The following is a 26,660-nucleotide window of genomic DNA, read 5'->3' on the forward strand; positions in this document are numbered from 1 at the left end:
ACTTTCTCCCTGCTACACTGTGTATGTTGATAGCAAACGAGTACGAATAGCCCAGGCGATGAGTACGGCGCAAAAAGCCGTTAGTCGGTTGGGTTTTCTTCTGATGATACAAAACGTAGGGGGCGAATGGTTCATGCTACAGCCGTTGGTAGGCGTCATTATGGGCAGTACGTCAGACTGGGAAACGATGAAGGAAGCATGCGCAATTCTCGATGAATTGCAGGTTCCGTACGAAAAGAAGGTCGTCTCTGCACACAGAACGCCTGACTTGATGTTTTCGTATGCCGAGAGTGCAAAAAGCCGCGGGCTGGAAGTTATCATCGCAGGAGCGGGTGGCGCAGCCCATTTGCCAGGCATGGTGGCTGCCAAGACTGAACTGCCAGTAATCGGAGTACCTGTGAAGTCTTCCAATCTGAACGGACTGGATTCGCTTTTGTCCATCGTGCAAATGCCAGGCGGCGTGCCAGTCGCCACAGTCGCAATCGGCAAAGCGGGCGCGATCAATGCAGGGCTGCTCGCTGCGCAGATTTTGGGGATCAAATACCCTGAGGTGCAAGAGCGCTTTGTGGCAAGACGTGATGAAGTGCGCAATAAAGTGTTGGAGGCTGGCGAACTGGAATGACGACCAAACAGAGCAAGCAAATCAAACCAGGATCGACTCTCGGAATACTCGGCGGCGGACAGCTCGGCCGAATGATCGCTCTCGCTGGACGAGCTATGGGTTATCGCTTTGTGACGATGGACCCGACCGTCGACGCTCCGTGCGGACAAACGGCGGATCGGCAAATTGTCGCCAGCTACGATGACGTGGAAGCGGCGATGCAGCTTGCTTCTGTCAGCGACGTGATTTCCTACGAATTTGAAAATGTGGATGCACAAGTAGCAGAGGTGTTGGAAAGCCATGCGTACGTGCCGCAGGGCAGCCGCCTTTTGCGCATCACACAAAACCGAATTTCCGAAAAGACGGCGATTCGCGAAATCGGCATTCCGGTCGCACCTTTTCGCGTAGTCGGCAGTTTGCAAGATTTGCAGGGAGCCGTAGCCGAACTGGGGTTGCCTGCGGTCATGAAGACAGCGACCGGGGGCTATGACGGCAAAGGCCAGTGGGTCTTGCGCAGCGAGGACGAGCTTGCGGAGGCGTACGAGACACTCTCCAAGGCAGGAACAGAGCTGATCGTGGAACAGTTCGTGCCTTTTCAGATGGAGTTGTCGGTCATTGCAGCGCGAAATCCAGACGGAGAGTTGGCCGTATTCCCGACGTCGGAAAATATTCATCAGGAAAACATCTTGCACCTGAGCATCGTGCCGGCGCGTGTCGCACCGGAAGTAAAAGCACGCGCAGAAGAAATCGCCCGCACGATTGTCGAGAAGCTTGATGTAGTCGGGCTGATCGCTGTGGAAATGTTTTTGACCACAGACGGGCAACTGTACGTCAATGAACTGGCGCCACGTCCGCACAATTCCGGCCATTACACGATGGATGCTTGTGTGACTTCGCAATTTGAACAACACGTCCGGGCTGTTTGCAACTTGCCGTTAGGCTCGACAGAGTTGCTCTCTCCCGTCGTGATGGTTAATATTTTGGGAGAGCATCTTCAGCCTGTCATCGATCAAATCGACAAGCTGCCGCGCACGGCCAAGCTGCATCTGTACGGAAAAGCCGAGAGCAAGGCGAAGCGGAAAATGGGGCATATCAACGTGCTCGCCCCCACTGTGGAAGAAGCGCTCACCCACATTGATGAGTTGAAAATCTGGACGAATCCATCGGAGGTATAATCATGATCGAACGTTATTCTCGCCCGGAAATGCGTGCCATTTGGACGGAAGAAAACAAGTTCAAGGCTTGGCTGGAAGTAGAAATTCTCGCATGTGAAGCTTGGTCCAAGCTGGGAATCATCCCGGAAGAGGACGTGAAAAAGCTGTGGGACAAGGCCAGCTTTGACATTAACCGCATCTATGAGATCGAGGAAGAGACACGCCATGACGTAGTGGCGTTTACCCGTGCGGTTTCGGAAACATTGGGCGAAGAGAAGAAATGGGTACACTACGGCTTGACCTCTACGGACGTGGTGGACACGGCGCTGTCCTACTTGCTGCGTCAGGCGAACGAAATTTTGGAAAAAGATATCGAAGACTTCATTGCGATTTTGGCTGACAAAGCTCGCGAGCACAAAGACACGGTTTGCATGGGCAGAACGCATGGCGTGCACGCCGAGCCTACCACTTTCGGCTTGAAGCTGGCGCTGTGGCATGAAGAAATGAAGCGCAACCTGGCGCGTTTCCAGGCGGCGAGAAAAGAAGTGGCGTACGGCAAAATTTCCGGTGCAGTAGGCACGTATGCGAACATCGACCCGTTCGTGGAAGCATACGTATGCGAAAAGCTTGGTCTGTCTCCGGCTCCGATTTCTACCCAAACATTGCAGCGCGACCGTCACGCCGAGTACATGGCGACATTGGCTCTGATCGCAACTTCGCTGGAGAAGTTCGCAACAGAGATCCGCGGTCTGCAAAAGAGCGAAATGCGCGAAGTGGAAGAAGCGTTTGCCAAAGGTCAAAAAGGCTCTTCCGCCATGCCGCACAAGCGCAACCCGATCGGCAGCGAAAACATTTGCGGTCTTGCGCGCGTCATCCGCGGTCACATGCTCACTTCTTACGAAAACGTGTCGCTCTGGCATGAGCGGGATATTTCCCACTCTTCCGCAGAGCGCGTGATTTTGCCAGACGCGACCCAAGCGCTGAACTACATGCTGCGCCGTTTCATGAACATCGTGAAAAACTTGACGGTATTCCCGGAGAACATGAAGCGCAACATGGATCGCACATTCGGATTGATCTACTCCCAGCAAGTCATGCTCAAGCTGATCGAAAAAGGCATGAGCCGCGAGCAAGCGTACGATACGGTGCAGCCGCGCGCGATGCAAGCCTGGGAAGAACAGCGCTCTTTCCGCGCCATCGTGGAAGAAGACGCAACGGTCAGCTCCACACTGACCAAAGAAGAGCTGGATGAATGCTTCGACTATCGCTACCATTTGAAGCATGTGGATACGATTTTCCAGCGTCTTGGCTTGCTGTAAGGTTTGAATATGCTTGTAAGGAACGCTCCCGAGTGATTCGGGGGCGTTTTTTTTGCGGAAGAACATCCCTTTTTACGTGGAAATCATGTATGAGGAGGATTTTTCAATATATTTTGATGTAAAACGCTGAGCGGAAAAAAGCGAGTGTGGGACAGAGTGGAGTTCGTCCGTTTCGCCAAAGCTTACTTCCCTGTTACCGAAAATTATTTTGCAAGTTGGCTCAGGCTGTAACCAAACGAGTGGGGCTCTCGTACCTATAAGTGCGAGAGCTTACAAGCAAGCTATAAGTACCTTACAAAAGTGTAAGCTTCTTGAAATATAACTCGATGGTTCCTGCCTCTGATCCGTTTTACAATGAGATCAACTCATACGGATCACGAAATGGGAGATCGATTATGACTACTGCACTCATTTATGCGAAACCAAACCAAAGACAAATTTACGAAGATTATTCCGCCAAAATATACCGCTATTTCCGCTACCGCGTAAAGAACATCTGGGACGTGGAAGACCTGACAACGACTGTGTTCATCAAAGTATACTCGAAGCTGGATCAATACGATGGCCGCCATCCTTTTGGGGCATGGATTTTCCGTATCGCGCATAATGCCCTGATTGACCACATGCGCAAAAAACGGGAATGCCCGGTTGATCAGGACACTTTCAGCACAATGGCCGCGACTGACAAGCTGCCGGAGGAGTGCCTGCTGACGCAAGAAACGACGGAGGGGCTGTGGCAAAAGGTACACACCTTGACGACAGATCAACGCAACGTGATTTCTTTGCGCTATCTCGCTGATTTGCGCATGAACGAGATTGCCGAGATTTTGGGCAAGACAGAGGCTTCAGTCAAAATCCTGCATTTTCGCGGGATCAAAAAACTTCAGCAAATGATGGATGCAAAAGCTTGAAGGCGGATGACAATACCGCCTTTTTTTGTTGGGCGAAAACGGGCGTGGCGTGATTCGGACAGCTTGGCGCAGTTGGCGTTGCCGAGTTTTCTAGTGGTATAGTAGAGAGAGGAAGAATTAGGAGATTCGCGATGAGAGGAGTATAAGCTGATGTCGACAATCATGATTGTGGAAGACGACCCGAAGATCAACCAGCTTTTGCAAGAACAGCTGGAAAAATACGGATTTCAAACGGTCAACGTCGAGCATTTTGACCGCGTCATGGATGTGTTCATAGACAGGCGGCCCGATCTGGTACTGCTGGATGTGAACTTGCCCAAGTTTGACGGCTTTTACTGGTGCAGACAGATGCGGCAGGAGTCCAACTGCCCGATTTTGTTTATTTCCGCGCGGGAGAGCAAGATGGATCAGGTCATGGCGCTGGAAAATGGCGCAGACGACTACATTACCAAGCCGTTCGACTACGATGTGGTGCTGGCGAAAATTCGCAGCCAGCTGCGCCGCGCATACGGGCAATACGCGCCGCAGGAAGGGGAACGCACGGTAGAGGTTGCGGGACTGAAGCTGTTTTTGGAGCGGATGGAGCTTTCGATGAACGATACGAAGATCGAGCTGAGCAAAAAAGAGGCGCTGCTGCTGGAAGCGTTGATGAATCAATACCCGCGCGTCGTGAGCAGGGAGCGCCTGTTGGAAAAGCTGTGGGACGAGCAATTCGTCGATGAAAACACGTTGAACGTGTACATCACGCGTGTGCGCGGAAAGCTGAAAGACATCGGGCTGGAAGGAGCCGTCGAGACTGTGCGCGGTTCGGGCTATCGTCTGCGAGCGACCTGGGAGGATGGGCAATGAAGCTGTTCCTCAGGGATCAATGGGCCTTTGCCGCCTTTTTTCTCGTTCAGCTGTTTTTGCTGATTTTGATTTTCGCCATGGACGGCTACTGGAACGAATCCTTGGTTATTTACGTGATGTTTTTGTCCGTGTTTTTTGCCGGAGCTTTTCTGGTCGTGCGTTATTTGACCCATCGGTTGATTTACCAGCGCTTGAGCAAGCCGGTAGAAACGTTGGAGGAGCTGACGCAGACGTACGGAAACGCAGCGCTTTGCCGCGCCTTGGACGAGAAAAGCCTGGAGCAGTATCGGCTGTACAAGGAGCAACTGCACGCGTACGAGAACAAGCAGCGCGATTACACGACGTTTATCCAGCAATGGGTGCACCAGATGAAAACGCCGATCTCCGTCATCCATTTGCTGCTGCAAAATGAAGATGATCCGAAATCGGAGAGCGTGCGTGAAGAAATCGACCGGATCAAGCGCGGCTTGGAAACAGTGCTGTACATAGCGCGGCTGGACCGCTTTGAACAGGACTTTTTGATCGAGCCTGTGGCGATTCGCACATTGACGCAAAACGTGCTGGCGGAAAACAAGCGGTTGTTTATCCGCAATCAAGTGTATCCGGAGCTGAAAATAGAAGAGAACTGGCGAGTGGAATCCGACGACAAATGGCTTTCGTTTGTGTTGAACCAGCTTTTGACCAACGCGGTTCGCTATTCGGCAGGGAAAAGCAACAAGGTGACGATCCGAGCGTACGAACGCGGGCAGCATGTCGTCCTGGAAGTGCAAGACTACGGGATCGGCATACCAGCCGAGGATATCAGACGGGTGTTCAAGCCGTATTTTACCGGGGAAAATGGCCGCAAGTATCCTGAATCGACCGGGATGGGCCTGTACTTAGTCAAGGAAATTTGCGGACGGCTGCACCATGGCGTGGAAATGGACTCCGAAGTGGGCGAGGGCACGACAGTCCGCCTTGTCCTGTCTGCGGTGGTGCCAACCTTACAAGAACGTAAGGATGATGAAAGTTAAATCGATAGTTGAAAAACGTGCGCCCTCGTATAGTGAAAAGTGGGATGTCAGAGGAAAGGGGAAAGACGCATGGAAATGCTTGCGGTGAACAGTCTGAGTAAAATATACGGAGGCAAAGTGACATACCGCGCGTTGACCGATATCGATTTTTCGATTCGCAAAGGAGAATTTGTCGGTATCATGGGTCCATCCGGCAGCGGGAAAACGACGCTTTTAAATATGATCTCCACGATTGACTCTCCTACATCGGGGGCTGTTCTCTTGAATGGAACGAATCCGCACTTGTTGAAAAAAGACAAGCTGGCGCTCTTCCGTCGCCGCGAGTTGGGCTTTGTGTTCCAGGATTTCAATTTGCTCGATACCCTGACGATTGGTGAAAATATCGTTTTGCCGCTTACGCTGGAAAACGTCAAAGTTCAGACGATGGAAGAAAAGCTGCAAAATGTGGCTACGAAGCTGGGAATTTTGGACATTTTGGATAAGCGTACATACGAGGTATCCGGCGGGCAGCGTCAAAAGACCGCCATCGCTCGCGCTATCATCCACTCCCCTTCGCTGCTTTTGGCCGACGAGCCTACGGGAAACCTCGATTCCAAGTCTTCGCGAAATGTCATGGAGACTTTGGAAGCGATCAATAAAGCGGACAATACGACGATGATGATGGTGACGCACGATGCCCTGGCAGCGAGCTACTGTCATCGGGTCATTTTTATCAAAGACGGGCAGTTGCATAACGAAATGTACCGGGGAGAGAACCGTCAGGCGTTTTTCCAAAAGATTATTGACGCGCTATCGTTTTTGGGAGGGAACACCTATGACCTTTCGACAATTCGCGTGTAATAATGTTTTGCGCAATAAACGCACCTATGCTGCTTTTTTCATGAGCAGCGTGTTCTCTGTCATGATCTTTTTCGTCTACGCCATGTTCATTTTCCATCCGGGAATTGTCGGCGAGGAGATTCATGAATCAGTAGCGACCGGGATGATCGTAGCGGAATACGTCATCTTTCTGTTTTCGTTCTTTTTCCTCTTCTACTGCGTGGGAGCGTTTTTGAAAAAGCGGGAAAAGGAATTTGGGATTTTGTTCATGCACGGCATGACTCCGATGCAGCGCAATGTGCTCATCTGCATGGAAAACATGCTGATCGGGGTCGTCTCCATCGCGTTTGGGATCGGTCTTGGGATGGTGCTGGCCAAGCTGTTTTTCCAGTTTGCGGGCTTTCTGCTCGATGTGAAGGCATTGGGCTTTTATCTGCCCTGGAAAGCGATAGGGCTGACAGTGGTGGCGTTTCTTATTTTGTTCGCGGCGATCTCGCTGTTTACTGTGCTGTTGCTCAGAAGCCGCAGCCTGCTTGAACTGTTGCAGGGGAGCCGCCGTCCCAAGCGGGAGCCTAGCGCGTCGATCGTGCTGTCGCTCGTAGCGGTTGCCTTGCTCGGAATGAGCTATTGGCTTGCCCTGACAGCAGACGGCATCTACGTGGTGGCGCTTGTGTTGCCGGTGACCGCTTTGACAGTGGTAGGAACGTACTTGCTGTTTACACAGTTGAGTGTGATCCTGATTGAATATTTGAAGAAGCGTCGAGCGATTTACTGGCGGCGCACGAATCTCCTGACGCTATCTGATCTGGCGTACCGGATGAAAGACAACGCGAGAATGTTTTTCCTGGTCTGTATCGTTTCGACGGTCGCCTTTTGTGCGATTGGGACGTTGGCTGCCTTGGCAGGTTCGATCCAGGAGACAGTCGTGAAGACGAATCCGTTTGCGTTTGAATACCAGAGCAAAGCAGGCAATCCTGACAAGGACGCGCATTTGCAGTTGATTGAAAACAGCTTGCAGCAAGGCGGCTTTTCTTTTGAAAAATATCAGGTGTCCATGCGTGTGCTGCCCGAGGCTCCGAATATGGAGAGAATCGGGGTCGTAAAACTGTCCGATTACAACCGCATCGCCGTGGCCGCCAATTCACGCGAGCTGAAAATGGCCGACAACGAAGTGTTTTTGCTGCTCTTGTGGTTTGATGACGCTGTGAAGCAAAAGACGTTGCGCGTGGGCAACCAGGAGCTGATCGTCAAAACGGATACGAAAATGAATCCGCTGATCAGCGGCATCGATTTTGAGCGTCTGGCCGTCGTGCCGAACAAGGTGTACGATCAACTGACCAATTTGCGGGAAGAACAGCGTTTTGCCTATGATGTGCCGCGGTGGAAAGACACGCAGGATATCAGTCTCAAGCTGACTGATGAAATCGAGCATCGGAACGATATACATTCCTTTGCCGCCCGTGCTCCCCTCTATCACCAGATGAAACAGATGGCAAACACCGGGCTGTTCATTGGGCTGTTTGTAGGGGTTCTGTTTTTCGTAGCAGCAGCGAGCTTTTTGTATTTCCGGCTGTACACGGACTTAGAAAATGACAAGCGGCATTATGGAGCGATTGCCAAGATCGGGCTGACGGATGCGGAGTTGACGAGAATTGTCACGACGCAGATCGCGCTGTTGTTTTTCGTACCGATACTGGTTGCGATCATCCATAGCATCGTGGCGTTTGTTTCGTTGCAGAGCCTGCTCAAAATCATGCTCATTGCCTCCGTCGTCAAGCCGACTGCCATCGTGTTGTGCAGCTTCGTCATCGTTCAGGCGATTTACTTTTGGGTCATCCGCAATCGGTACTTGTTCCATTTGAAGCGGTCGATGAACCGAATCTAGTGCTAGTGTGCAAAAGGTGTCCGGGAGCGGGCGCCTTTTTTGCGCGTCTGAATAAGTCGGCAAAGCGATGAGCGAGTTTGGCTAATGCAAGTACACAAACTGGCATAGGATATAGAAGGAGCGCAAAGCGAGGAGGGAAAGGCATGGAACAGGAAACATGGATGGAGCATGCCGTCAATCTGGCGTTGGATAATGTAACAGCCAGTCGTGGCGGGCCTTTTGGCGCGATAGTCGTGAAGGACGGGCAAATTGTCGGGCGGGGCCGCAATGAAGTGACGGCGACGAACGATCCTACCGCGCATGCGGAGGTCCAGGCGATTCGCGAGGCGTGTCAGAAACTGGGGACTTTCCAGTTGGACGACTGCGAGCTGTACACGAGCTGCGAGCCGTGTCCGATGTGTTTGGGGGCGATTTACTGGGCGCGTCCGCGGGCCGTGTACTACGCTTGCACAAAAGAAGACGCAGCGCGTGTCGGATTCGATGATCAGTTCATTTATGAGCAAATCATGTTGCCGCATGAGCGCAGAAGCATTCCTTTTCGCCAGATGGAGCTGGAGAATCGGCAAGGTCCGTTTCTGGCTTGGGAGCAATCGGAAAAGCGGATTGAATATTGAACGGGTGGTGCTGGTCGTTCAGCCATTTCCTACGGGGAGTGGCTGTTTTTTTGTTTATGAATACGCGAAATATGATAAAGGAAAATAAAAAAATGAAAATGCTTTCAAAAAGAAATTTTCTGAATAAAGGGTTGCATCGTGCCGTAATTCGTATTATAGTAACAACAATCGTTACGTAATTCGACTGTAATTTTTAATTTACAACCGCTATAAGGTTAAAAAATGGATAAGTAAGACGAATAAAGGAGTGGTTATATGGAGGAGAAATTCCGGCGTTCCCTGTACCCGGAGCTTGACGATACAGATTATGGGATCATCCGCGCTCTGCAAGAAAATGCTCGCCTGCCTTTTACCCAAATCGCCAAAGATCTCGGGGTGACCGAAAAAACGATTCGCATGCGCGTGCAGCAGCTGCAAGACGAAGGAACGTTGAGTCTGGTTGGCATCGTCAATCCAGTCAAGGCAGGCCTGCATGTTCAGGCGATCATTCAAGTAGCGGTCGAAGCGGAAAAGCTCGACGAAGTCGTCGCCGCGCTGAACGAGATGGTGGAAATTCGTCTGATCGTATTGACCTCCGGTGACTATCAGCTGTTCACGCAGGTCTTGGTAAGAAGCTACGAAGAATTGTCGGAATTTTTGATGAAAAAGCTGTACAAAGTCCCGGGAATTTTGCGGACAAACGTCATCAATGAGCTGAAAATTTTGAAATCCAAGTACAACTTCGTCCGCTAAAACAAAGCGGGAACCTTGGAAGGGGGAATGCCATCGGACGAATGAGCCGCTGGGATTGTCTTGAAAAAGTCGTCATGTTTATCACAGAAAAAAAGAGAGAAGGGGTCATCTTATGTTTTCGACCAAAATGAGCAAAGCGATGCTCGGTGCCGTGCTGGGGACGGTTTTATTGGTAACAGGCTGTGGAGGAGGAAGCGGAGCAGGAACGGCTGATAGCGGAAAAACAGCAACAGCACCTGCTGCTGGCAAAAAAGTAATCAATATCGGGCTGAAGGCAGATCCGCCATCGATGGACCCGAGCATCTCCACATCGCTTTATGATCGCCAAGTATACGCGAGTCTTTACGACAAGCTGTTCGATATCGATGCGCAAGGCAAGATTGTGCCGATGCTGGCTGAATCGTACGAAGTCACGCCGGATGGCAAGACTTATACACTCAAGCTCAAGCAAGGCGTGAAGTTCCACGACGGTACGGATTTTGATGCGGATGCCGTCAAATTCAACTTCGATCGCAACATCAGCGGAGAAAAATCCCGCCGCAAAGGGGAGCTGAAATTCGTTGAATCCGTGTCGGTTGTCGATAAAAGCACGGTGAAAATTCAATTGAAAGAGCCGTTTGCTCCGTTCCTCTCCGTGTTGACTGACCGTTCCGGCATCATCGTCTCGCCGAAAGCAGTCAAGGAGCATGGCGAACAATATCTCAACCATCCAGTCGGAACCGGGCCGTTCACTTTTGTTGAACAGGTAAAAGGCGACCACGTGACGCTGAAGAAAAACGAGAACTACTGGAACGGCGCGGTAAAAGTCGACGAAGTGAACTACAAAGTGTTCACGAACGGCACAGCCAAGGTGCAAAACTTGCGCTCCGGCACGCTGGACATCATCGATGATACGCCTGTGAAAGAAATCCCTGTCGTGAAAGGCGATACGAATCTGCAACTGATCGCCGAGTCGGGAATGGGCTTCCAAGGAATTTACTTGAACAACTCCCGCCCGCCGTTTGACAACAAGTTTTTGCGTCAGGCTGTAGACCGCGCCATTGAGCGGGAAGCGGTCGTGAAGGTACTGTACAACGGCTATGCGGCGCCTGCGCGTACAGCGTTTACCAAAGGAAATCTGGCTTACAACGAACAGTTGAACACACCAACAGCGCCAAATGCGGATGAAATCAAGGACTTGCTGGAAAAAGGCGGCAAGCCAGGCGGATTTGACTTCAAACTGTATATCGCGACTTCTCCGGAAAACGAGCAGCTGGGAGCTGTGCTGCAAAGCATGCTGAAGCAGTACAACATCAACATGACACTGGAGAAGCTGGAGTACGGACAGCTGATTGAAACAGGCGACAAAGGCGAATTTGACGCTTTGCAACTGGGCTGGTCCGGTCGTCAGGACCCTGACCAAAACTTGCATGACTTCGTCGTAACCGGCACTTCCAACAACAACGGCCGCATTTCCATTCCGAAGCTGGACGAGCTGGTTGTAGCGGCACGCGGGGAAATGGACGAAGCGAAGCGCAAAGCCTTGTACGATGAAGCAGCGAAACTGTTGCAGGATGAAGCGGGGTACGTGTACTTGTACCACCAATACGTATTGATTGGCATGAACAAAAAAGTAACGGGCTTCAACTATGTACCGGATGGCTTGATCCGTACCGCGACTTTGGACAAGCAATAAGGCAAGCGAAACACTATAAAGGCAAGAGCAAGGAGGAATTGCCATGATGTTCGTGGTCAGGCGTCTGCTGCTGACAATCCCGATTCTCCTGCTGGTGTCCATTATGACTTTTTCTTTGATCCACATGATCCCGGGCGATCCCGCCCGGGTCATTTTAGGACAGGAAGCGACACCGGAAGCCTATCAGGCACTGCGAACAGAGCTGGGTTTGGACCAGCCGATCGTAGTGCAATATTTTTCCTGGCTGGGAAAAGTGCTGCAGGGCGATTTGGGAATCTCGATTACGGACCGGGTGCCGGTCTCTGAACTAATAATGCAAAGGCTGCCCGCAACAGTGGAGCTGACGATCGGAACGTTTCTCGTCGCCATCCTGATTGCGTTTCCGGCCGGGATTCTGGCGGCTGTGCGCCGCGGGACGTGGGTTGATTACACGAGCACCTTTACCGCGCTGGGCGGAATGAGCATCCCGAGCTTTTGGCTGGCAATGATGATGATTATCTTTTTTGCGGTCAACAACCAGTGGCTGCCTGCCTCCGGCTATGTTCCGTTTCTGGAAAATCCGACGCAAAATTTGCTGGCGATGATTCTTCCCTGTTTGGCGACAGGGCTGAGGGAGTCTGCGGTCCTGATGCGGATGCTGCGCTCTTCCTTGCTCGATGTGGTCAGCATGGACTTCATTCGGACGGCAAAAGCAAAAGGCTTGAATGAAGCACGGACGATTTTGGGCCATGCGCTGCGCAACGCCATGGTGCCAGTGGTCACGACTTCCGGATTGATGATCGCGGGGCTTTTGGGCGGATTGGTCATTACCGAGTCGATCTTTTCCATTCCCGGCTTCGGCCGTCTGATCGTCGAATCCGTGTTCAAGCGGGACTATGTGACGGTACAAGGAGCGATTCTCGTCTCTGCGGTGCTGGTAGTCATGGTCAACCTGGCTGTCGATATGTTGTACGCGGTGATCGATCCGCGCATCAAAGCTGGGAAAGGAGCGGGTGAGTGATGAAAACCGCACGCAAATTCCTCCGAAATGGTCTTGGCGTCATCGGAGCAGTCATTATTCTTGTGCTCATTCTGGTAGCCATCTTCGCACCACAGATCGCTCCTTTTGACCCGAATGCACAAGATTACAACAAAGTGATGATGCAGCCGGACGGTGAGCATTTGTTTGGGACAGACGACCTCGGTCGGGATATTTTCTCCCGCGTCGTCTACGGTGCGCGAATTTCCATCCAGGCTGCGCTGATATCTGTTGGAATTGCCATGCTGATCGGCGTGCCGATCGGTTTGCTGTCAGGATATTACCGAGGCTTTTGGGATGAGTGGGTAGTCATGCGGAGCGTCGATGCGATGCAGGCTTTTCCGTTTTTGATTTTGGCGCTCGCGATCTCGGCGGTGCTTGGTTCCGGTTTTGGCAACGCCATGCTTGCGATCGGCATCGGCTTTGCGCCTGCCTTCATCCGGATTACCCGAGGTCAGGTTCTGTCTTTGCGCAACATGGAATATATTCAAGCGGCGCGTTCGGTCGGGGTAAAAGATGCGCGCATCATTTTCCGCCATATCCTGCCCAATGCGCTCAACCCGATTGTGATTCAGGCGACGCTCGCCATGGCATCAGGCATTATCGCCGAGGCTTCGCTTTCCTATCTGGGATTGGGTGTGCAGCCGCCGACGCCGTCGTGGGGCAGCATGCTGAACCAGGCGCAAACATTGATGTCTGTCGCACCGTACGCGACGTTTTATCCGGGCATCGCGATCTTTTTAGTCGTGCTGGGCTTCAACTTGCTGGGAGATGGATTGCAGCAGGTGCTGGACCCGCGCTCACGTAAATAATCAAAAGCCCTACGCAGGGAAAAGGAGTGGAGCAGATGACGACCATCTTGGAAGTCGAACAACTGAGAACCCGGTTTCGCACGGACAGCGGTGTCGTCAGTGTAGTTGACGGCGTCGACTTCTCCATCCGTGCTGGTGAAACACTCGGTGTCGTAGGCGAATCAGGCTGTGGCAAGAGCGTAACCAGCCTGTCGATCATGCGGCTTTTGCCACCCAACGGAAATACGAGCGGAACGATTCGCTTTCACGGAAAAGACGTGCTGGGGCTGTCGGAAAAAGAAATGCAGGCTGTGCGCGGCAACGAGATTGCAATGATTTTTCAGGAGCCGATGACTTCGCTCAATCCGCTGCATACGGTAGGCAGACAAATTGAGGAAGCCGTCATGCTGCATCGACAAGTGACAAAAGCGCAGGCAAAAGAGCGGGCAATCACCATGCTCAAGGCAGTCGGCATGCCTCGCGCAGAAGAGATATACGGAGAATTTCCGCATCAGCTCTCGGGCGGAATGCGGCAGCGGGTCATGATCGCGATGGCGATGTCCTGCGATCCGAAGCTGATCATTGCCGACGAACCGACGACGGCGCTAGATGTGACGATTCAGGCGCAAATTCTCGACTTGATGCGTGACCTGAAAGAAAAAACGGGAACCTCGATCATGCTGATCACGCACGATCTGGGCGTAGTAGCCGAGATGTGCGACCGTGTCATCGTCATGTACGCTGGGCAGGTCGTCGAGGAAACAGATGTGGATACTTTGTTTGAAAGTCCGAAGCATCCGTATACGATTGGCCTGATGAACTCCATACCGGAGCTGGACGAGGAACGCGAATATTTGGAAACCATCCCAGGGGCAGTTCCTTTGCCGCATCAGATGCCGACTGGCTGCCGTTTTGCGCCGCGCTGCTCCAGGGCAATGCCGATCTGCAACGAAAAGCCGCCGGAACTGTTGCAACTGAACGGGACAAAATGCCGTTGCTGGCTGTATGCAGAGGAGGGAGAGCAACAATGACGACACCTCTATTGGAAGTAAAAGGACTTCAGCAGCATTTTCCGATCAAGGGCGGCTTTTTGAAACGAACGGTCGGACACGTCAAGGCAGTGGATGGCATCGACTTGACTGTCTACCCCGGAGAGACGCTCGGGATTGTAGGCGAGTCGGGCTGCGGAAAATCGACGACGGGTCGAACGATCTTGCGCCTTTTGGAGCCGACGGCAGGGGAAGTCTGGTTTGACGGGAAAGATTTAGCGAAGCTGCCCAAAGAAGAAATGCGCCTGATGCGCAAAGATTTGCAAATGATCTTCCAGGACCCGTACGCTTCGCTGAACCCGCGCATGACGATCAAGCAGATTTTGCTGGAATCGCTCATGGTGCACAACATCGGGACGAAGCCGGAACGGGAAAAGATCATTGAAGACATCATTCAAATCGTCGGCTTGCGAAAAGAGCATCTGAACCGTCACCCGCACGACTTTTCCGGGGGGCAACGGCAACGGATCGGGATTGCCCGCGCGCTCGTGGTCAAGCCAAAGCTGATTATCGCGGATGAGCCTGTTTCTGCCCTGGACGTATCGATTCAGTCGCAGGTGCTGAACTTGCTGAAGGATTTAAAAAAGGAATTTAATTTGACGTTGATGTTCATCTCGCATGACTTGTCGGTAGTCAAACATTTGTGCGACCGGATTGCGGTGATGTATTTGGGGCGTGTGGTGGAAATCGCCGACAAGCGGACGCTGTTCGAGAATCCGAGCCACCCGTACACACGGGCGCTGCTCTCGGCTGTTCCGGTAGCGAAGCCGCGGCAAAAGCGCGAACGGATTTTGTTGACGGGGGATTTGCCAAGCCCGGCGAATCCGCCAAGCGGCTGCACGTTTCACCCGCGCTGCCCGTATGCAACAGATATTTGCCGCTCGCAAACGCCCAGTCTGTCAGACATCGGCGGGGGCCAACTGGTATCCTGTCATCTGGTGCAATCGGGAGAGGTGCTCCGCTAAGGCAAGGGATGGAGGTACGAACATGGTTTACTGGCATTTGTTTCTCGCCTTTTTCCGCATCGGGATATTTGGTTTCGGCGGAGGACCGACGATGGTTCCCCTGTTTTACACCGAGTGCGTGAAAAAGTATAAATGGGTATCGGATGAAGATTTCTCGGACAATTTGGCGCTCGCCAACGCACTGCCCGGGCCGATTGCCACTAAGCTGGCGGCTTTCATCGGCTATCGGGTAAAAGGCTGGATGGGCGCACTGGTGGCAAATATCGCCGTGGTCATGCCGATCGTGCTCGTCATGATTGGACTTTTGCAGGTGATCTATCAATGGAAGGACGCGCCTGGCGTCTACGGCATGATTCAGGCGATCGGCCCGGTGATTGCCGTCATGACAGGCGTGCTGACGTGGGAGTTTCTCGCAAAAGGCTGGAAGGGAGCAGCGAGCAAAACAGGCGTGAGCATCTCGCTCGGTCTGTCGCTTGTAGCGCTGCTTTTCCTTGACTGGCATCCGGGCATTGTCGTGGGCATTGCGCTGCTTGTCTCGTTCGCATACTCGACCTGGTCTGTCCGCAAGCGCAAGAAGCAGGACGGCAAGGAGGGAGCGGCATGATTTATCTGCAACTGTTTTGGGCTTTTTTTATCTCTAACATATTGGGGTACGGCGGAGGGCCGCCGAGCATCCCGCTCATTCAAAACGAGGTCGTCGATCATTACCACTGGATGTCGATAAAGGAGTTCGGGGAAGTGCTGGCGGTAGGCAATGCGCTGCCAAGTCCAATCGCGACCAAGCTGGCAGGCTACATCGGCTATCAGGTGGCAGGTGTGCCGGGAGCGACTGTCGCTCTGCTCGCTACGGTTGCGCCTACTGCCATCGCGATGATTTTGCTGCTTCAATTCATTAACTTGTTCCGCAACGCACCGCAGGTGAAAGCGATGACGCAATCGGTTCGCCCTGTCGTGACTGTTTTGCTGGGAACGATGACGTATCAGTTTTTGCTGGGGGCAGTCGAAGGGATCGGCTGGATACAGACGGGCATTTTGACCGTTGCGTCTTATCTGCTGCTGGAAACGTGGAAGGTGCATCCTGCTTTTGTCATGGTAGCAGCGATGGTGTATGGGTACATCTTTATCGGCTAACGAGCAAGCAACGATAACTACATCAAGGAGGCATAAACCATGGTTAACTACGATGCAATGGAATACCCGTACGCTTCAAAACGTGTGACCACCTTTGCGAGAAACGGTATGGTCGCAACCTCGCAACCGCTGGCGGCACAGGCAGGTCTTGATATTTTGAAAAAGGGCGGCAATGCGGTAGATGCGGCGATTGCGACGGCGGCATGCCTGACTGTCGTGGAGCCGACGTCCAACGGGATCGGCGGCGATGCGTTCGCGCTGGTCTGGATCAAGGATGAGCTGCACGGTCTGAATGCGAGCGGGCCAGCTCCGCAAGCGATTTCGATCGATGCGCTGAAGGCAAAAGGTCTGGAAGAAATGCCGACATACGGCTGGACGCCAGTGACTGTGCCAGGTGCTCCGGCAGCATGGGCAGCCCTGTCCAAGCGCTTCGGCAAGCTGCCGTTGACGGAAGTGTTGCAGCCTGCCATCGATTACGCGGAGAATGGCTACCCGCTTTCGCCAACGCTCGCTCATTACTGGAACGCAGCGTACAAAAAGTTTTCGCAGCTGTGCAAAGGCGAAGAATTTGCGCACTGGTTCTCCACTTTTGCGCCAGAGGGCAAGGTGCCAAAAGCGGGCGACATCTGGAAATCGCCAGGGCATGCCGCTACTTTGCGCGAGATCGCGGAGACAAACGGGGAGAGCTTCTATCGCGGCGCGCTTGCCGACAAAATCGACGTCTTTTCCCGCGAGTGCGGCGGCTATTTGCGCAAAGAAGACCTGGCGGCATTCGAGCCGGAATGGGTACAGCCAGTAGGCGTCAACTACCGCGGTTACGACGTGTGGGAAATTCCGCCGAACGGTCAGGGAATGATCGGGCTGATGGCGCTGAACATTTTGAAAGGCTATGATTTTGCCGCAAAAGACACGACAGAGACGTATCACAAGCAGATCGAAGCGATGAAGCTGGCGTTTGCGGATGGGTTGAAATACATCACAGAGGAAAGCAAAATGAAGGTCGCAGTCAAAGACTTGCTGTCCGAGGAGTACGCAGAGGAGCGCCGCGCGCTGATCGGCGACGAGGCGTTGACGCCAGAGCCGGGGCAGCCGAAGTCGAGCGGAACGGTTTATTTGGCAACAGCCGATGGCGAAGGCAACATGGTGTCGTTCATCCAGAGCAACTACATGGGCTTCGGCTCGGGAGTCGTCGTGCCAGGAACCGGGATCGCCATGCAAAATCGCGGGCACAACTTTTCGCTCGATCCAGGCCACGACAATTGCCTGGAGCCGGGCAAGCGGACGTTCCACACGATTATTCCGGGCTTTTTGACCAAAGACGGAAAAGCAGTCGGTCCGTTCGGTGTAATGGGTGGCTTCATGCAGCCTCAAGGTCATGTGCAGGTAGTCATGAACACGATCGATTTCCACCTGAATCCGCAAGCGGCGCTGGATGCCCCGCGCTGGCAGTGGATGGAGGGCAAAACGGTGGAGCTGGAGCGGCATTTCCCGGAGCACCTGGCGCAAGCATTGGAGCGCAAAGGGCACACGATCAAGTGGGCGCAGCTCGGCAACTACTTTGGACGCGGTCAAATTATTTGGCGGGATGAAAACGGCGTGCTGAGCGGCGGGACGGACATGCGCGCAGACAGCAGCATTGCCGCGTGGTAGGGGAGTACAAAAATTTGCGAATGAATAATGCCGGAGCTTAGCTTCGGCATTTTGTTTTTTACTGGGGTGGATAGGTTCCGCAAGTTTTTTTCATGCTTCAAAGGTTTTAGCTTTCTCTGTGCTTATCAGTTTTACCGCTGTAACCACTCTGCTTTACTTTTTCATCTATTCGATAGTAGTATTTCGTTTCTCTTTCATCCGAAAAAATGACCTGGGCGCTGTAATCTCCGAATTTTCTGGAGTACGTGACATCAATGCTGGCAATGTCAGCAATGTTGTAGTTTTTCTCACTCAATAAATATTCTCGTACATTGCTTTGTATATCTGATTTCGTTTGTGGATAGCCGCCTATGATCCATTCAAAGTTGTAAGAAACAGCAACTGTCAAGAATATGAGCATGCAGATGACAAGCGTTTTTCTCACAGCGATCCCTCCTAATTTTTCCATACCCGCAGCGCTGATATTACCATAAAATTACAACCTTTTGAAGCAGTGCTTCTCTGGCTGAGCTTTTTAAGCTTTTTTTACGTAGATCTAAAGCTCCCTCGAGCAAATCCTAGCTGCTTCTCGCAAGGCATAGGAGATAGCTTCGATAGAATAAACACTTGCCCTTGCTTACCGTCAGCTAATATTGCCCTAACTGCCATTGCACATTTAAGGAAGATTAACGTGATCCAATATGAGAGAATGAATGGCTACATTCAGACAATTAAAAACAGAATTAGAGGGATATGCAAAATGGATTAACGAAATAAGAAGTTCCTCGCCATTTGGGCCTAATTGGAATCACTTACATCCGCTAACCACTGGATAGGCTTCATCCCTGAAGGAATTATCTTTGTCTCTACGAATGCCTCAAGGGTTAGCTGACTCTATTGTCTTCGAAAAAGACATCTATTAGGGGATGAAGCCTATTCATAAACTGGTTGATTGAGTTTACAGAAAAATCTCGACAGACTTAGGTCTTTAGTTGAGATCAATCAATTTTTTCGACAAGATCAACATCAGGTCCATTACCCAAATCATAAGGTTTCGCGACCTCAAGTGTGATATCTGGTAATCCAGCTACTGGAATGGTAACAACATCGGTCTCGAGTTCAACATCTGCACCGAAATAGTAGGCATCCCAAACAATTTTTGAGCAATATGTTGTGTCGTCATAGTCAAGGAGATCTGAAAATCCATACTCAACGTCACTATAATTTTTCACATACCACTCGGCCCACTTTGCTGCCCCTTTCCCTTTGGAGGATAAATCATGCCTGTATACCTTTACCCAACTTGAACCGCTAGTGTGGTCGTCGATAAAGTCATCAATGTCATTTTTCTCTGGATTGTAGCCATCGCCTCTTATCTCAACCAGGTTTTGTGTGTCGATAACGATAGCTGCATGACCAGTGAGACCCCAACTAGAAGTATCGTTTGTAACAAGAATATCACCGGGTTTAATTTTAGTGTTTGTTCCGGGATAGTATACACCAGGGTCTTCGGCTTTCGGTTCTGCTGCATGCCCTACAAGAGGAGTACCAAACACTAGAGTTGCAGTTAAAAGAGATAATGCTACTTTTTTCATTTCAATCGCTCTCCCTAAATTTATGAGTGTTTTTAATTTTTATTTGCACATTATAGCTACGATCACCAAAGGTAATCAAAGGAGGATTTTAATACAATCCTCAAGAGTAACCTTCAATTACAGTCTGACTTTAAACTTTTGTAAATTCATGAAAAATGAAGTCAATGGCATGAATAGGAGGTTGCTTCATGACAAACAGAAAATAATATTGCCACGATTGGAGCATTCCTATTGGACAAGGCATCGCTTAGAGCCTCCATCAATGGGACACTGACAGATCCAAAAATACTGGATAGTTGTTACCATGGTCTGATGTCCCTGCCGTTGACTTGTTACAATTGTTCAACCCCCAGATAGCTAACAAGCTGGTAGTAGCTATTTGACGCTAATATAATTGTTTTTATTTTTGAAGTTCACTCCTTTTTTGAAAAAAATAATACTAAACGGTTAGTATTTGTTATACAATATAGCATGGGTACAAAAATAAGTAAACAAAATTTTCCAATTAAAGGGATGATATGTAAAATGAACAAACACACGCAGAAAAGCAATGAATCTTATCAAAAGATCATGAATGCAGCTGTTAAAGTTTTTGCTCAACATGGTTATGACAAAGCTTCAATCGACTTATTGGCAAAGGAGGCTGGATATACAAAAGGAACCTTTTACTTACACTTTAAAAGTAAAGAGGACTTCTTTTTAGAGTTTATGGATCACAAGTTGTCCATTTACAAACAGCATTTTCTCCCTTTGCTAAATTCCAATGAGCCGTTTGAAAGCGTAGTCAGTCAAGGTGTACACATCTTTTATCAATTAAGTAATCAAGATAATTGGATTCAAATCTTTTTTGAGTTTTGTTCCATTGCTGTCAGAAATGAAAGCGTCAGAGAGAGGATGTCTGCATATTACCAAGAATGGTTCCAGCTAATATGCCTGGTTTTAGAAAAGGGAAAACAAACGAAGCAACTCCCGGAAAACCTGGATTCGAAAATAGCTGCCAGCGCAATAGTTGCCGTGCTTGACGGCTACAATCTTCAAAATAGTTTTGTTGCCGATTGCAGATCAGTTGAACAAGTAGAAAGATTGATTAAACAAATTCTGGGGCTTTTCTGATAGGAGGGAGGGAACCCATGGAGACGTTGCCTTCTTGGGTCTGGGGTTTCTATTATGTATTCATTTTGATAGCGCTAGTCAGCAGTATTGTGTATCTCATTCGGAAACAGCGCAAGCTTCTTTCCATACTGACCATATTGTCCTCCATAATTGGACCGATTGTATTCTTTTTACAGTCCTTGCTGCGTGCTTCCGGGACGGAAATAGATAACTTGTGGCATAGCCTTGGTCAAGGGGAGATATGGGCTTTGTTTGTCCTCCTGGCGTTTATGGAAATGCTAGTGTGGTATGTAACGCTTATTAAAGATTTTTTGGGGAGAAGGGGGAAAAGGAACAGTCTCAAAACGTAAGAGGAGCAGTATTCCCTTTTATAAAAAGTTTTTTCCTGCAAAATGAAAGAGGCAAAAAAGGCACTTGGCAGCATCGCAAATTCGGCTATCGTTAGTTTGTGACAACTTGCCGATAGCCGAATTTGAAAAGATGCTGAAAGTACCTTAACAATCACTAGCTTTAAATCGCTTATTCGGACTCAGAATGGTCAGCGTTTGCTGCGCCTCTAGGCTCGACCAACATGACATGGGCTTCCTTTTCGGCGAACGGCTTTTGCGCGGCTCCCCCCGGGACAATAAACATCTCGCCCTTGGAAATTTTCACCTGACCATCGCGAAAAGCAATGAACATCTCTCCTTCGAGCACGATAAATACTTTATCGACACCATCATGCTCATGCCATTCAAAATCTCCGTCAATTTTAATCAGCTTGAATTGAACGTCATGTATTTCCCCCACGACTTTCGGAGACCAAAGCTCGTTGATTGCAGATAGCTGCTCATTCAGATTAATAACCTCGTAATTCATAGGAATCCCTCCTTTTTTTGCCTGCACTGTACTTACCCTTACCTTTCAAAGAGCGGGATAGCATCTATTGTCACTCGCATGTTGCACAAGAGTGATTTCGCTCGGATTTTTCGCGTTTTTTAGACCTTGCTATTTACGCAAGGCATCTGTGATATTTTGCAAAGCGTATTGGATAGCTAATGGGCCGCCAGTAATAGCGGAAGTATCCATTAGATGCACGTTGCCTTTCTTCACGGCATTCAGATTGTTCCATACCTTGCTTTGTTGCAAGTCATTCATCAATGCTTCCTTTTTGGTAATGTCGCCGATCAGGAAAATATGGTCGGCTTGAACAGTGGAAATTCCCTCAAACGCAGTAAACTCATTGTTCGTACCTGTAAATTTATGATCTGGTGTAAGCCCCAATCCCTTTTCTTTATCGAACGCGAGTTTATAGACTGGATTTCCTTCACCTAGTACATTGAACGTTTTTCCATCCCAAGACAAAATGAGAGTCACTGACTCGCCTGCCATCGGCTTTAAGGCTTCGCGCCCGGTTGTAATGTCGTTCATCATCTTGTCGATGACTTTTTCCGCCTCGTCGTCTTTGCCGATAATCTTGGCTACTGTACGAATCCCGTATTGCCAATCATTGTAGATGTCCTTGGTGTTCAACGTAATGACTGGCGCCACTTTTTCCAGGGAATCATACATTTTTTCATGTTGTTCTGTTGCCAAAATAATATCAGGCCCAATGGAAAGAATTTTCTCGATACTAGGGGATACTTTATCTCCCAGCTCTTCGGCTGAATCCAGCTTTCCTTTTAAATAAGCTAAAGAAGCGAGAAACTCTTTTTCCGTAGAACCAGCAGGTGGCTCGCCTAATGCCACTAATATTTCCGGATAAAAGTACCATAGCGCGGCCAATTTCTCCGGTTTTTTCTCGATCACAATTTCTTTGCCTAACGAATCTTTAAATGTTCTTGGCCAAGCAGGTGTATCTGTCTTAGCTGTGGATGTAGATGTACTTTCCGGAGCGGAGCTTTTATTTTCGGCAGGTGCTTGATTGCAGCCTGCTAGTATGCCTGCTAGTAATAGAGTGGAAATTAACAGGCTTTTTATTTTTGGCATGGGCGATTCCTCCGACATGATGTTTTCTTTGGCTTGCCATTAGTATAGTAAAGCCATTTTTCGGAGAGAATGGATGCCTGTTGAAATCAGCATGGATTATTGATGAACTGCTCGCGATATTCAGTGGGGGAAATGCCTAATTGTTTTTTGAACACTCGACTAAAATAAAAAGGATCGGCAATGCCAACCGTTTGTGCAATTTGCTGTACGGGCAATTCACTTGTTACTAGCATTTCTTGCGCCATGTTGATGCGGTACTTCAATAAATATTCTGCCGGTCCCATGCCTGCATATCTTCTGAATACGTAAGAAAGCCGATTGCGATTGACGTTATGTTGTTCTGCAAGCGATGCTATCGTAAGGCTTTGATAGTAGTGTTCATGAATATATTGAGCTACCCGTTCGAATAATGCGTGTGGTTCATAGCTGTTTTGCCGATTCGCAACACATAACAACGCTTCATTCAGTACATCTCGAAACAGCATCTCGGTCTGAAACATGGAAATGCCGCCACGCTGATTGTACACATGCCAAAGACGCATGATTAATTCGATCAGACGGGGGGATTGTCCCGTTGCTAATTCAAAATGCTGATGCGAAAAGCTGGACGCTTCCAGTTCTGCGTCACATATCCGATATTGGACGAGAATATATTCCCAGTTGGTTTTGCCAAACATTTTTTGCGCCAGACTCATTTTTGCACCGCCATGCACCACTTTTCCTGGCGAAAGAATATAAGGTGTACCATTAAACTGGAATTGCACCTTCCCTGTAAGGGGAAACACGAATCCAGGATAAGAATCTGTATAGTCAGCGTGAGGCACACCGGGATCTCTGGCATATCGATATACTCCTTCTACTTGAAAAGGAATGTGTGCAAAATGCTTTGCTAACTGATCAACGTCGATTTTCACATTGCATGCCTCATTTCCATCGTAGTTTGCCGGCTCTCGTCTATTTCCACATTATTGATAATGAATATCAGTGTCAATCTATTTGCACAACAAAAGTGCCGCTCCCGGCTCATGTTCAAACAGCCGGGTGGCGGCATCGGGTCAGTTTTTCGTAAAACTTATGCGCTTGTTCAGAATTTGTTCAGATGGTCAGAGTACAATGAGGAGTACGTATAGAAAAGGTCTTGATTCCTATTTTAGCCAAAATAATCCTGCCTGTCTTTCTACGGGGCATTCAATAGGGATTGAGTCCTGCTGAAACTTTCGATCAAACACAGGTCGGGATGGGAGAAGTCATGTCAATGAGCAGCATCATGATAGTGGATGATACCGCTTTTACGAGAGCCATGCTTCGCAACATACTGGAGTCCCTGGGGCTGGAAGTGACGGTGGAGGCTGATTCAGGCGAAGATGCCGTCCATAAATACGGGCTGTACAGGCCAGAGCTTGTCTTTATGGACATTTCCATGCCGGGTATGAATGGGATTCGCGCCTCTCACAAAATCATGGATATGGACAAAGATGCGAAGATCATTATATGCTCAGCTGTCGTGCGGCGCGATACCGTCATCAAGGCGATTCAGGCTGGTGCGCGCGATTTTATCGCCAAACCGCTTCAGCTTGACCGTGTGGAATGGGCTGTTCGCAATGCATTGGGCTAAAGATTTCATGTATGAAGACGAGCTTGACGACACCATTTTTCGTTTGGATGAGACGAATAATCATGGTGTTTTTGATTTGGAAAAGAGGGTGGGCTGAAATGAAAGGGACCAGGGCGACAGGAAGGCATGCGGGCAGCAAAGTATTTCGTCATGAGCTGAAGTATTATCTTCACTGGAGCGACTACGAGACGATCAGAAAAAAGCTGCGGCTGATTGCGTATCTAGACCCGCACTCGATTGACGAAACAGGCTATCAGATTCGCAGCCTGTATTTTGACGATATTCAGGACATGGCTCTGGAAGATAAAAAGAACGCCGCATCCAGCGGCAGAAAGTATCGAATCCGCATCTACAACAACAGTGACGCTGCAATCAAAATGGAGCGAAAGAGCAAGATTGGCGGGTACATTTGCAAGGAAGCGGTTGCGATTGCGCGGGACGAATATGCGAGCATCATGACGGGACAAACCGATTTTCTCAAGGAGACGGAGAGCAGTTTGCTCCGCGATTTTTATGTGGAGAGCCGACAGCCCCTTTTTGCCCCACGGATTGTAACCGACTACATCCGGGAAGCGTATGCGATGGAAACAGGCAATGTGCGAGTGACCTTCGACAAGCAGCTGATGACCACTGTTGATTTCGATGATCTGTTCAACGACCAGCTCGCGATGGTGAGCGTCATTCCACAGCCGATGCTGATTATGGAAGTCAAGTTCGATCATTTCCTTCCTTTTAACATCCAATATTTGCTGCAAAATTTGAGCAACCAGCGGACGCTGATCTCCAAATACGCTGTATGCAGAGAAAAAACTAAAAATTTAAACAATTAACAGTACGAGCGTGGAATGCAGTCTTTTTCGCAGATGTCAAAGCCCTTCCTGACAAATGGGCCGGGAAGGGCTTTCGAGTAGCGCTTGTGCGTAGCCTTACGCATACTGCTTTGCTTTCCACGCTTGAAACCAGTTCGAAATATCCTCATTCACAGCGGAATCAAGCTCTTGCTCCCAGCGCGTAGCGAGCAATTCATACTGCTCTTCGACCGATGCGGGATCATTCATGGCGTCGTAGAGCTGCATCAGGGAGAAATAGCAGTCCTCGTCCAAAGGATGCAAAAGCTGAATGCGCTCGTTTACTTGAATCGCTTCAGCAAGCATGCCTTTTTCCTGATAGAAGTGGTTCATTTTTTTCGCGAGCTGGAGCCATAATCGGCGCAGACGCTCCCGCTCGTACTCGGCCCACAAATAGTCGTACTCGCCAAAGTAATCGCCGCTGTACATGGCAAGCGTCTGCTCGTAATCGGCGATGTTGTCGCGAGAAGGCGGAGCCAGCTGCGCCAGGCGCTTCTCCCATTCATCTACGTCAATCAACGAGGACTCCACTGTCAGCTTGTAGCCCGTTTCGAGGTTGCCTTTGTTGATCGTAACCGTTTTGATGCCGGATCGCTTCAACGTTTGGCGGATCAAATAGATCGCTGTGTAGAGCTGAGGCATTCCTTTGGATAAATCGTAATCGGGCCATAAAAGCTCCAAAAGCGTATCTTTGTCCACCGTTTTGTTGCGGTGATGAAACAAGTAGGCAAACAGTTCGCGTACTTTGTTTGTTCGCCATTTGATCTCCTGCGGCTCCTGGCCGGACATGTGGAACTGGAGATGGTTGAAGCATTGGATGGAGACAAGCGGCGTGGCTTGCTGTTCGGTTGTTTGCGCGATGTTGATTTTTTCCCGCAGACGCTCGACGGTTTTCTCCAGTCGTTTCAGTTGGACAGGCTTCATGATGTAGTCCAGCGCGCACAGTTCGAAAGCGTCTACTGCATATTTGTCGTAGCCGGTCACAAAGACGATTTCCGGGGAAGGATCGGCATTCTGGAGCTGCTCCCCGATTTCCAGACCGTTGATTTGCGGCATGTTGATATCGAGAAAGACGACATCCGGGCGAAGCTTATGCGTCATTTCAATCGCCTGGATCGGGTTGGTAAACGTCCCGATCACCTGTATGCCACCTATTTTTTGCTCAAGCATGATCTGTAGATGTTGCAAAGGCAGTTGTTCGTCATCGACCAAGATTGCTTTCATCGACTTCTCCTTCCTTACGTTGTCTTGAATGCATAAAACTCCCTCTATTGTAGACATCACAAGCCTCTGAAAAGTTGCTTTAATCAGCCGAAAAGGAATTGTAAAGCTTATGGTGAGATTTCAGCCACGCATCACTCCGGTA

At 49.9% G+C, this 26,660-nt stretch carries 28 protein-coding genes; 22 read left to right on the plus strand and 6 right to left on the minus strand.

Translation table 11 applies throughout. The features are described 5' to 3' along the window. Positions 1-133 precede the first annotated feature (133 nt). From purE to ggt, 18 genes are all read left to right on the plus strand, one after another. Entirely contained in the window at positions 134-622 is a 489-nt protein-coding gene (gene purE, locus HP435_RS03310; RefSeq protein WP_173597812.1) for a 5-(carboxyamino)imidazole ribonucleotide mutase, read from the plus strand. Beyond that, a complete protein-coding gene (gene purK / locus HP435_RS03315; protein WP_122965611.1) occupies positions 619-1,776 on the plus strand; it encodes a 5-(carboxyamino)imidazole ribonucleotide synthase in 1,158 nt (385 codons plus the stop codon). Before purE ends, purK begins: the two co-directional genes overlap by 4 nt. Before the next feature lie 2 nt (positions 1,777-1,778). After that, positions 1,779-3,074 carry an adenylosuccinate lyase gene (purB, locus tag HP435_RS03320; RefSeq protein WP_063229604.1) on the plus strand — a complete coding sequence of 432 codons (1,296 nt, stop codon included), beginning with the start codon at positions 1,779-1,781 and terminating at the stop codon, positions 3,072-3,074. Between the two features lie 395 nt (positions 3,075-3,469). Further along, on the plus strand, positions 3,470-3,985 hold the full coding sequence (locus HP435_RS03325; RefSeq protein WP_122965610.1) for a sigma-70 family RNA polymerase sigma factor: 516 nt from the start codon (positions 3,470-3,472) through the stop codon (positions 3,983-3,985). 150 nt (positions 3,986-4,135) lie between these two features. Continuing rightward, the gene (locus HP435_RS03330) at positions 4,136-4,834 is read left to right on the plus strand and encodes a response regulator transcription factor (RefSeq protein ID WP_063229601.1); all 699 of its coding nucleotides are present in this window, start codon (positions 4,136-4,138) and stop codon (positions 4,832-4,834) included. Continuing rightward, the gene (locus HP435_RS03335; RefSeq protein WP_122965609.1) at positions 4,831-5,847 is read left to right on the plus strand and encodes a sensor histidine kinase; all 1,017 of its coding nucleotides are present in this window, start codon (positions 4,831-4,833) and stop codon (positions 5,845-5,847) included. The genes HP435_RS03330 and HP435_RS03335 overlap by 4 nt, the downstream gene beginning before the upstream one ends. Before the next feature lie 69 nt (positions 5,848-5,916). After that, a complete protein-coding gene (locus tag HP435_RS03340) occupies positions 5,917-6,687 on the plus strand; it encodes an ABC transporter ATP-binding protein (protein WP_122965608.1) in 771 nt (256 codons plus the stop codon). Beyond that, positions 6,662-8,551 (plus strand): ABC transporter permease, encoded by a 1,890-nt coding sequence (locus HP435_RS03345; RefSeq protein ID WP_122965607.1) that lies wholly within the window; start codon positions 6,662-6,664, stop codon positions 8,549-8,551. The genes HP435_RS03340 and HP435_RS03345 overlap by 26 nt, the downstream gene beginning before the upstream one ends. 143 nt (positions 8,552-8,694) lie before the next feature. Next, entirely contained in the window at positions 8,695-9,165 is a 471-nt protein-coding gene (locus HP435_RS03350) for a nucleoside deaminase (protein ID WP_063229597.1), read from the plus strand. A gap of 255 nt (positions 9,166-9,420) precedes the next feature. Further along, the gene (locus HP435_RS03355; RefSeq protein WP_063229596.1) at positions 9,421-9,897 is read left to right on the plus strand and encodes an Lrp/AsnC family transcriptional regulator; all 477 of its coding nucleotides are present in this window, start codon (positions 9,421-9,423) and stop codon (positions 9,895-9,897) included. A 112-nt stretch (positions 9,898-10,009) separates the two neighbouring features. Further along, positions 10,010-11,572, plus strand: a complete 1,563-nt coding sequence (locus tag HP435_RS03360; RefSeq protein WP_173599434.1) for an ABC transporter substrate-binding protein — start codon at positions 10,010-10,012, stop codon at positions 11,570-11,572. Between the two features lie 43 nt (positions 11,573-11,615). After that, complete coding sequence (locus tag HP435_RS03365) at positions 11,616-12,572, plus strand: ABC transporter permease (RefSeq protein WP_063229594.1); 957 nt, start codon at positions 11,616-11,618, stop codon at positions 12,570-12,572. Continuing rightward, positions 12,572-13,402 carry an ABC transporter permease gene (locus HP435_RS03370; RefSeq protein ID WP_063229593.1) on the plus strand — a complete coding sequence of 277 codons (831 nt, stop codon included), beginning with the start codon at positions 12,572-12,574 and terminating at the stop codon, positions 13,400-13,402. The genes HP435_RS03365 and HP435_RS03370 overlap by 1 nt, the downstream gene beginning before the upstream one ends. Before the next feature lie 35 nt (positions 13,403-13,437). Next, positions 13,438-14,412 carry an ABC transporter ATP-binding protein gene (locus tag HP435_RS03375; RefSeq protein ID WP_173599435.1) on the plus strand — a complete coding sequence of 325 codons (975 nt, stop codon included), beginning with the start codon at positions 13,438-13,440 and terminating at the stop codon, positions 14,410-14,412. Then, positions 14,409-15,395, plus strand: a complete 987-nt coding sequence (locus HP435_RS03380) for an ABC transporter ATP-binding protein (RefSeq protein WP_173597815.1) — start codon at positions 14,409-14,411, stop codon at positions 15,393-15,395. Before HP435_RS03375 ends, HP435_RS03380 begins: the two co-directional genes overlap by 4 nt. Positions 15,396-15,417: 22 nt before the next feature. Continuing rightward, positions 15,418-15,999: a chromate transporter gene (locus HP435_RS03385; protein ID WP_122965602.1), complete on the plus strand. Its 582-nt coding sequence runs from the start codon at positions 15,418-15,420 to the stop codon at positions 15,997-15,999. Next, positions 15,996-16,526, plus strand: coding sequence for a chromate transporter (locus HP435_RS03390; RefSeq protein ID WP_122965601.1), 531 nt, complete (start codon positions 15,996-15,998; stop codon positions 16,524-16,526). The genes HP435_RS03385 and HP435_RS03390 overlap by 4 nt, the downstream gene beginning before the upstream one ends. 39 nt (positions 16,527-16,565) lie before the next feature. Further along, positions 16,566-18,176 carry a gamma-glutamyltransferase gene (ggt, locus tag HP435_RS03395; RefSeq protein WP_173599436.1) on the plus strand — a complete coding sequence of 537 codons (1,611 nt, stop codon included), beginning with the start codon at positions 16,566-16,568 and terminating at the stop codon, positions 18,174-18,176. Between the two features lie 106 nt (positions 18,177-18,282). Here the strand turns inward: ggt and HP435_RS03400 are convergent, their stop codons facing one another. Both HP435_RS03400 and HP435_RS03405 read right to left on the minus strand, forming a co-directional pair. Further along, positions 18,283-18,600 (minus strand): DUF3139 domain-containing protein, encoded by a 318-nt coding sequence (locus HP435_RS03400; RefSeq protein ID WP_229049806.1) that lies wholly within the window; start codon positions 18,598-18,600, stop codon positions 18,283-18,285. 553 nt (positions 18,601-19,153) lie between these two features. Then, the gene (locus HP435_RS03405) at positions 19,154-19,750 is read right to left on the minus strand and encodes a YiiX/YebB-like N1pC/P60 family cysteine hydrolase (protein ID WP_173599437.1); all 597 of its coding nucleotides are present in this window, start codon (positions 19,748-19,750) and stop codon (positions 19,154-19,156) included. A 525-nt stretch (positions 19,751-20,275) separates the two neighbouring features. Here HP435_RS03405 and HP435_RS03410 point away from each other — a divergent pair. Both HP435_RS03410 and HP435_RS03415 read left to right on the plus strand, forming a co-directional pair. After that, positions 20,276-20,863, plus strand: coding sequence for a TetR/AcrR family transcriptional regulator (locus HP435_RS03410; protein WP_173599438.1), 588 nt, complete (start codon positions 20,276-20,278; stop codon positions 20,861-20,863). A gap of 17 nt (positions 20,864-20,880) precedes the next feature. After that, positions 20,881-21,213: a hypothetical protein gene (locus HP435_RS03415; RefSeq protein ID WP_173597817.1), complete on the plus strand. Its 333-nt coding sequence runs from the start codon at positions 20,881-20,883 to the stop codon at positions 21,211-21,213. A 169-nt stretch (positions 21,214-21,382) separates the two neighbouring features. On the opposite strand, the gene HP435_RS03420 is transcribed toward HP435_RS03415, so the two are convergent. The 3 genes from HP435_RS03420 to HP435_RS03430 form a co-directional block, all read right to left on the minus strand. After that, positions 21,383-21,721, minus strand: coding sequence for a cupin domain-containing protein (locus tag HP435_RS03420; protein ID WP_173597818.1), 339 nt, complete (start codon positions 21,719-21,721; stop codon positions 21,383-21,385). A gap of 129 nt (positions 21,722-21,850) precedes the next feature. Beyond that, positions 21,851-22,831, minus strand: coding sequence for an ABC transporter substrate-binding protein (locus HP435_RS03425; protein WP_173599439.1), 981 nt, complete (start codon positions 22,829-22,831; stop codon positions 21,851-21,853). A gap of 86 nt (positions 22,832-22,917) precedes the next feature. Continuing rightward, on the minus strand, positions 22,918-23,745 hold the full coding sequence (locus tag HP435_RS03430) for a helix-turn-helix domain-containing protein (RefSeq protein WP_173599440.1): 828 nt from the start codon (positions 23,743-23,745) through the stop codon (positions 22,918-22,920). A 341-nt stretch (positions 23,746-24,086) separates the two neighbouring features. On the opposite strand from HP435_RS03430, the gene HP435_RS03435 reads away from it, so the two are divergent. Beyond that, positions 24,087-24,446 carry a response regulator gene (locus HP435_RS03435; RefSeq protein ID WP_122965594.1) on the plus strand — a complete coding sequence of 120 codons (360 nt, stop codon included), beginning with the start codon at positions 24,087-24,089 and terminating at the stop codon, positions 24,444-24,446. Positions 24,447-24,544: 98 nt separating this feature from the next. Then, positions 24,545-25,276: a polyphosphate polymerase domain-containing protein gene (locus tag HP435_RS03440; protein WP_122965626.1), complete on the plus strand. Its 732-nt coding sequence runs from the start codon at positions 24,545-24,547 to the stop codon at positions 25,274-25,276. Between the two features lie 96 nt (positions 25,277-25,372). On the opposite strand, the gene HP435_RS03445 is transcribed toward HP435_RS03440, so the two are convergent. After that, positions 25,373-26,518, minus strand: a complete 1,146-nt coding sequence (locus tag HP435_RS03445; protein WP_122965593.1) for a response regulator — start codon at positions 26,516-26,518, stop codon at positions 25,373-25,375. Positions 26,519-26,660: the final 142 nt, after the last annotated feature.

It is taken from the genome of Brevibacillus sp. HD3.3A (genome assembly GCF_013284375.2).
Classification (GTDB): Bacteria; Bacillota; Bacilli; order Brevibacillales; family Brevibacillaceae; genus Brevibacillus; species Brevibacillus parabrevis.

Bases quoted from the DNA above. Each gene is read 5' to 3' on its own strand.
- purE (WP_173597812.1), top strand. From the start codon at position 134: ATGCTACAGCCGTTGGTAGGCGTCATTATGGGCAGTACGTCAGACTGG.
- purK (WP_122965611.1), top strand. From the start codon at position 619: ATGACGACCAAACAGAGCAAGCAAATCAAACCAGGATCGACTCTCGGA.
- purB (WP_063229604.1), top strand. From the start codon at position 1,779: ATGATCGAACGTTATTCTCGCCCGGAAATGCGTGCCATTTGGACGGAA.
- HP435_RS03325 (WP_122965610.1), top strand. From the start codon at position 3,470: ATGACTACTGCACTCATTTATGCGAAACCAAACCAAAGACAAATTTAC.
- HP435_RS03330 (WP_063229601.1), top strand. From the start codon at position 4,136: ATGTCGACAATCATGATTGTGGAAGACGACCCGAAGATCAACCAGCTT.
- HP435_RS03335 (WP_122965609.1), top strand. From the start codon at position 4,831: ATGAAGCTGTTCCTCAGGGATCAATGGGCCTTTGCCGCCTTTTTTCTC.
- HP435_RS03340 (WP_122965608.1), top strand. From the start codon at position 5,917: ATGGAAATGCTTGCGGTGAACAGTCTGAGTAAAATATACGGAGGCAAA.
- HP435_RS03345 (WP_122965607.1), top strand. From the start codon at position 6,662: ATGACCTTTCGACAATTCGCGTGTAATAATGTTTTGCGCAATAAACGC.
- HP435_RS03350 (WP_063229597.1), top strand. From the start codon at position 8,695: ATGGAACAGGAAACATGGATGGAGCATGCCGTCAATCTGGCGTTGGAT.
- HP435_RS03355 (WP_063229596.1), top strand. From the start codon at position 9,421: ATGGAGGAGAAATTCCGGCGTTCCCTGTACCCGGAGCTTGACGATACA.
- HP435_RS03360 (WP_173599434.1), top strand. From the start codon at position 10,010: ATGTTTTCGACCAAAATGAGCAAAGCGATGCTCGGTGCCGTGCTGGGG.
- HP435_RS03365 (WP_063229594.1), top strand. From the start codon at position 11,616: ATGATGTTCGTGGTCAGGCGTCTGCTGCTGACAATCCCGATTCTCCTG.
- HP435_RS03370 (WP_063229593.1), top strand. From the start codon at position 12,572: ATGAAAACCGCACGCAAATTCCTCCGAAATGGTCTTGGCGTCATCGGA.
- HP435_RS03375 (WP_173599435.1), top strand. From the start codon at position 13,438: ATGACGACCATCTTGGAAGTCGAACAACTGAGAACCCGGTTTCGCACG.
- HP435_RS03380 (WP_173597815.1), top strand. From the start codon at position 14,409: ATGACGACACCTCTATTGGAAGTAAAAGGACTTCAGCAGCATTTTCCG.
- HP435_RS03385 (WP_122965602.1), top strand. From the start codon at position 15,418: ATGGTTTACTGGCATTTGTTTCTCGCCTTTTTCCGCATCGGGATATTT.
- HP435_RS03390 (WP_122965601.1), top strand. From the start codon at position 15,996: ATGATTTATCTGCAACTGTTTTGGGCTTTTTTTATCTCTAACATATTG.
- ggt (WP_173599436.1), top strand. From the start codon at position 16,566: ATGGTTAACTACGATGCAATGGAATACCCGTACGCTTCAAAACGTGTG.
- HP435_RS03405 (WP_173599437.1), bottom strand. From the start codon at position 19,750: ATGAAAAAAGTAGCATTATCTCTTTTAACTGCAACTCTAGTGTTTGGT.
- HP435_RS03410 (WP_173599438.1), top strand. From the start codon at position 20,276: ATGAACAAACACACGCAGAAAAGCAATGAATCTTATCAAAAGATCATG.
- HP435_RS03415 (WP_173597817.1), top strand. From the start codon at position 20,881: ATGGAGACGTTGCCTTCTTGGGTCTGGGGTTTCTATTATGTATTCATT.
- HP435_RS03420 (WP_173597818.1), bottom strand. From the start codon at position 21,721: ATGAATTACGAGGTTATTAATCTGAATGAGCAGCTATCTGCAATCAAC.
- HP435_RS03425 (WP_173599439.1), bottom strand. From the start codon at position 22,831: ATGCCAAAAATAAAAAGCCTGTTAATTTCCACTCTATTACTAGCAGGC.
- HP435_RS03435 (WP_122965594.1), top strand. From the start codon at position 24,087: ATGAGCAGCATCATGATAGTGGATGATACCGCTTTTACGAGAGCCATG.
- HP435_RS03440 (WP_122965626.1), top strand. From the start codon at position 24,545: ATGAAAGGGACCAGGGCGACAGGAAGGCATGCGGGCAGCAAAGTATTT.
- HP435_RS03445 (WP_122965593.1), bottom strand. From the start codon at position 26,518: ATGAAAGCAATCTTGGTCGATGACGAACAACTGCCTTTGCAACATCTA.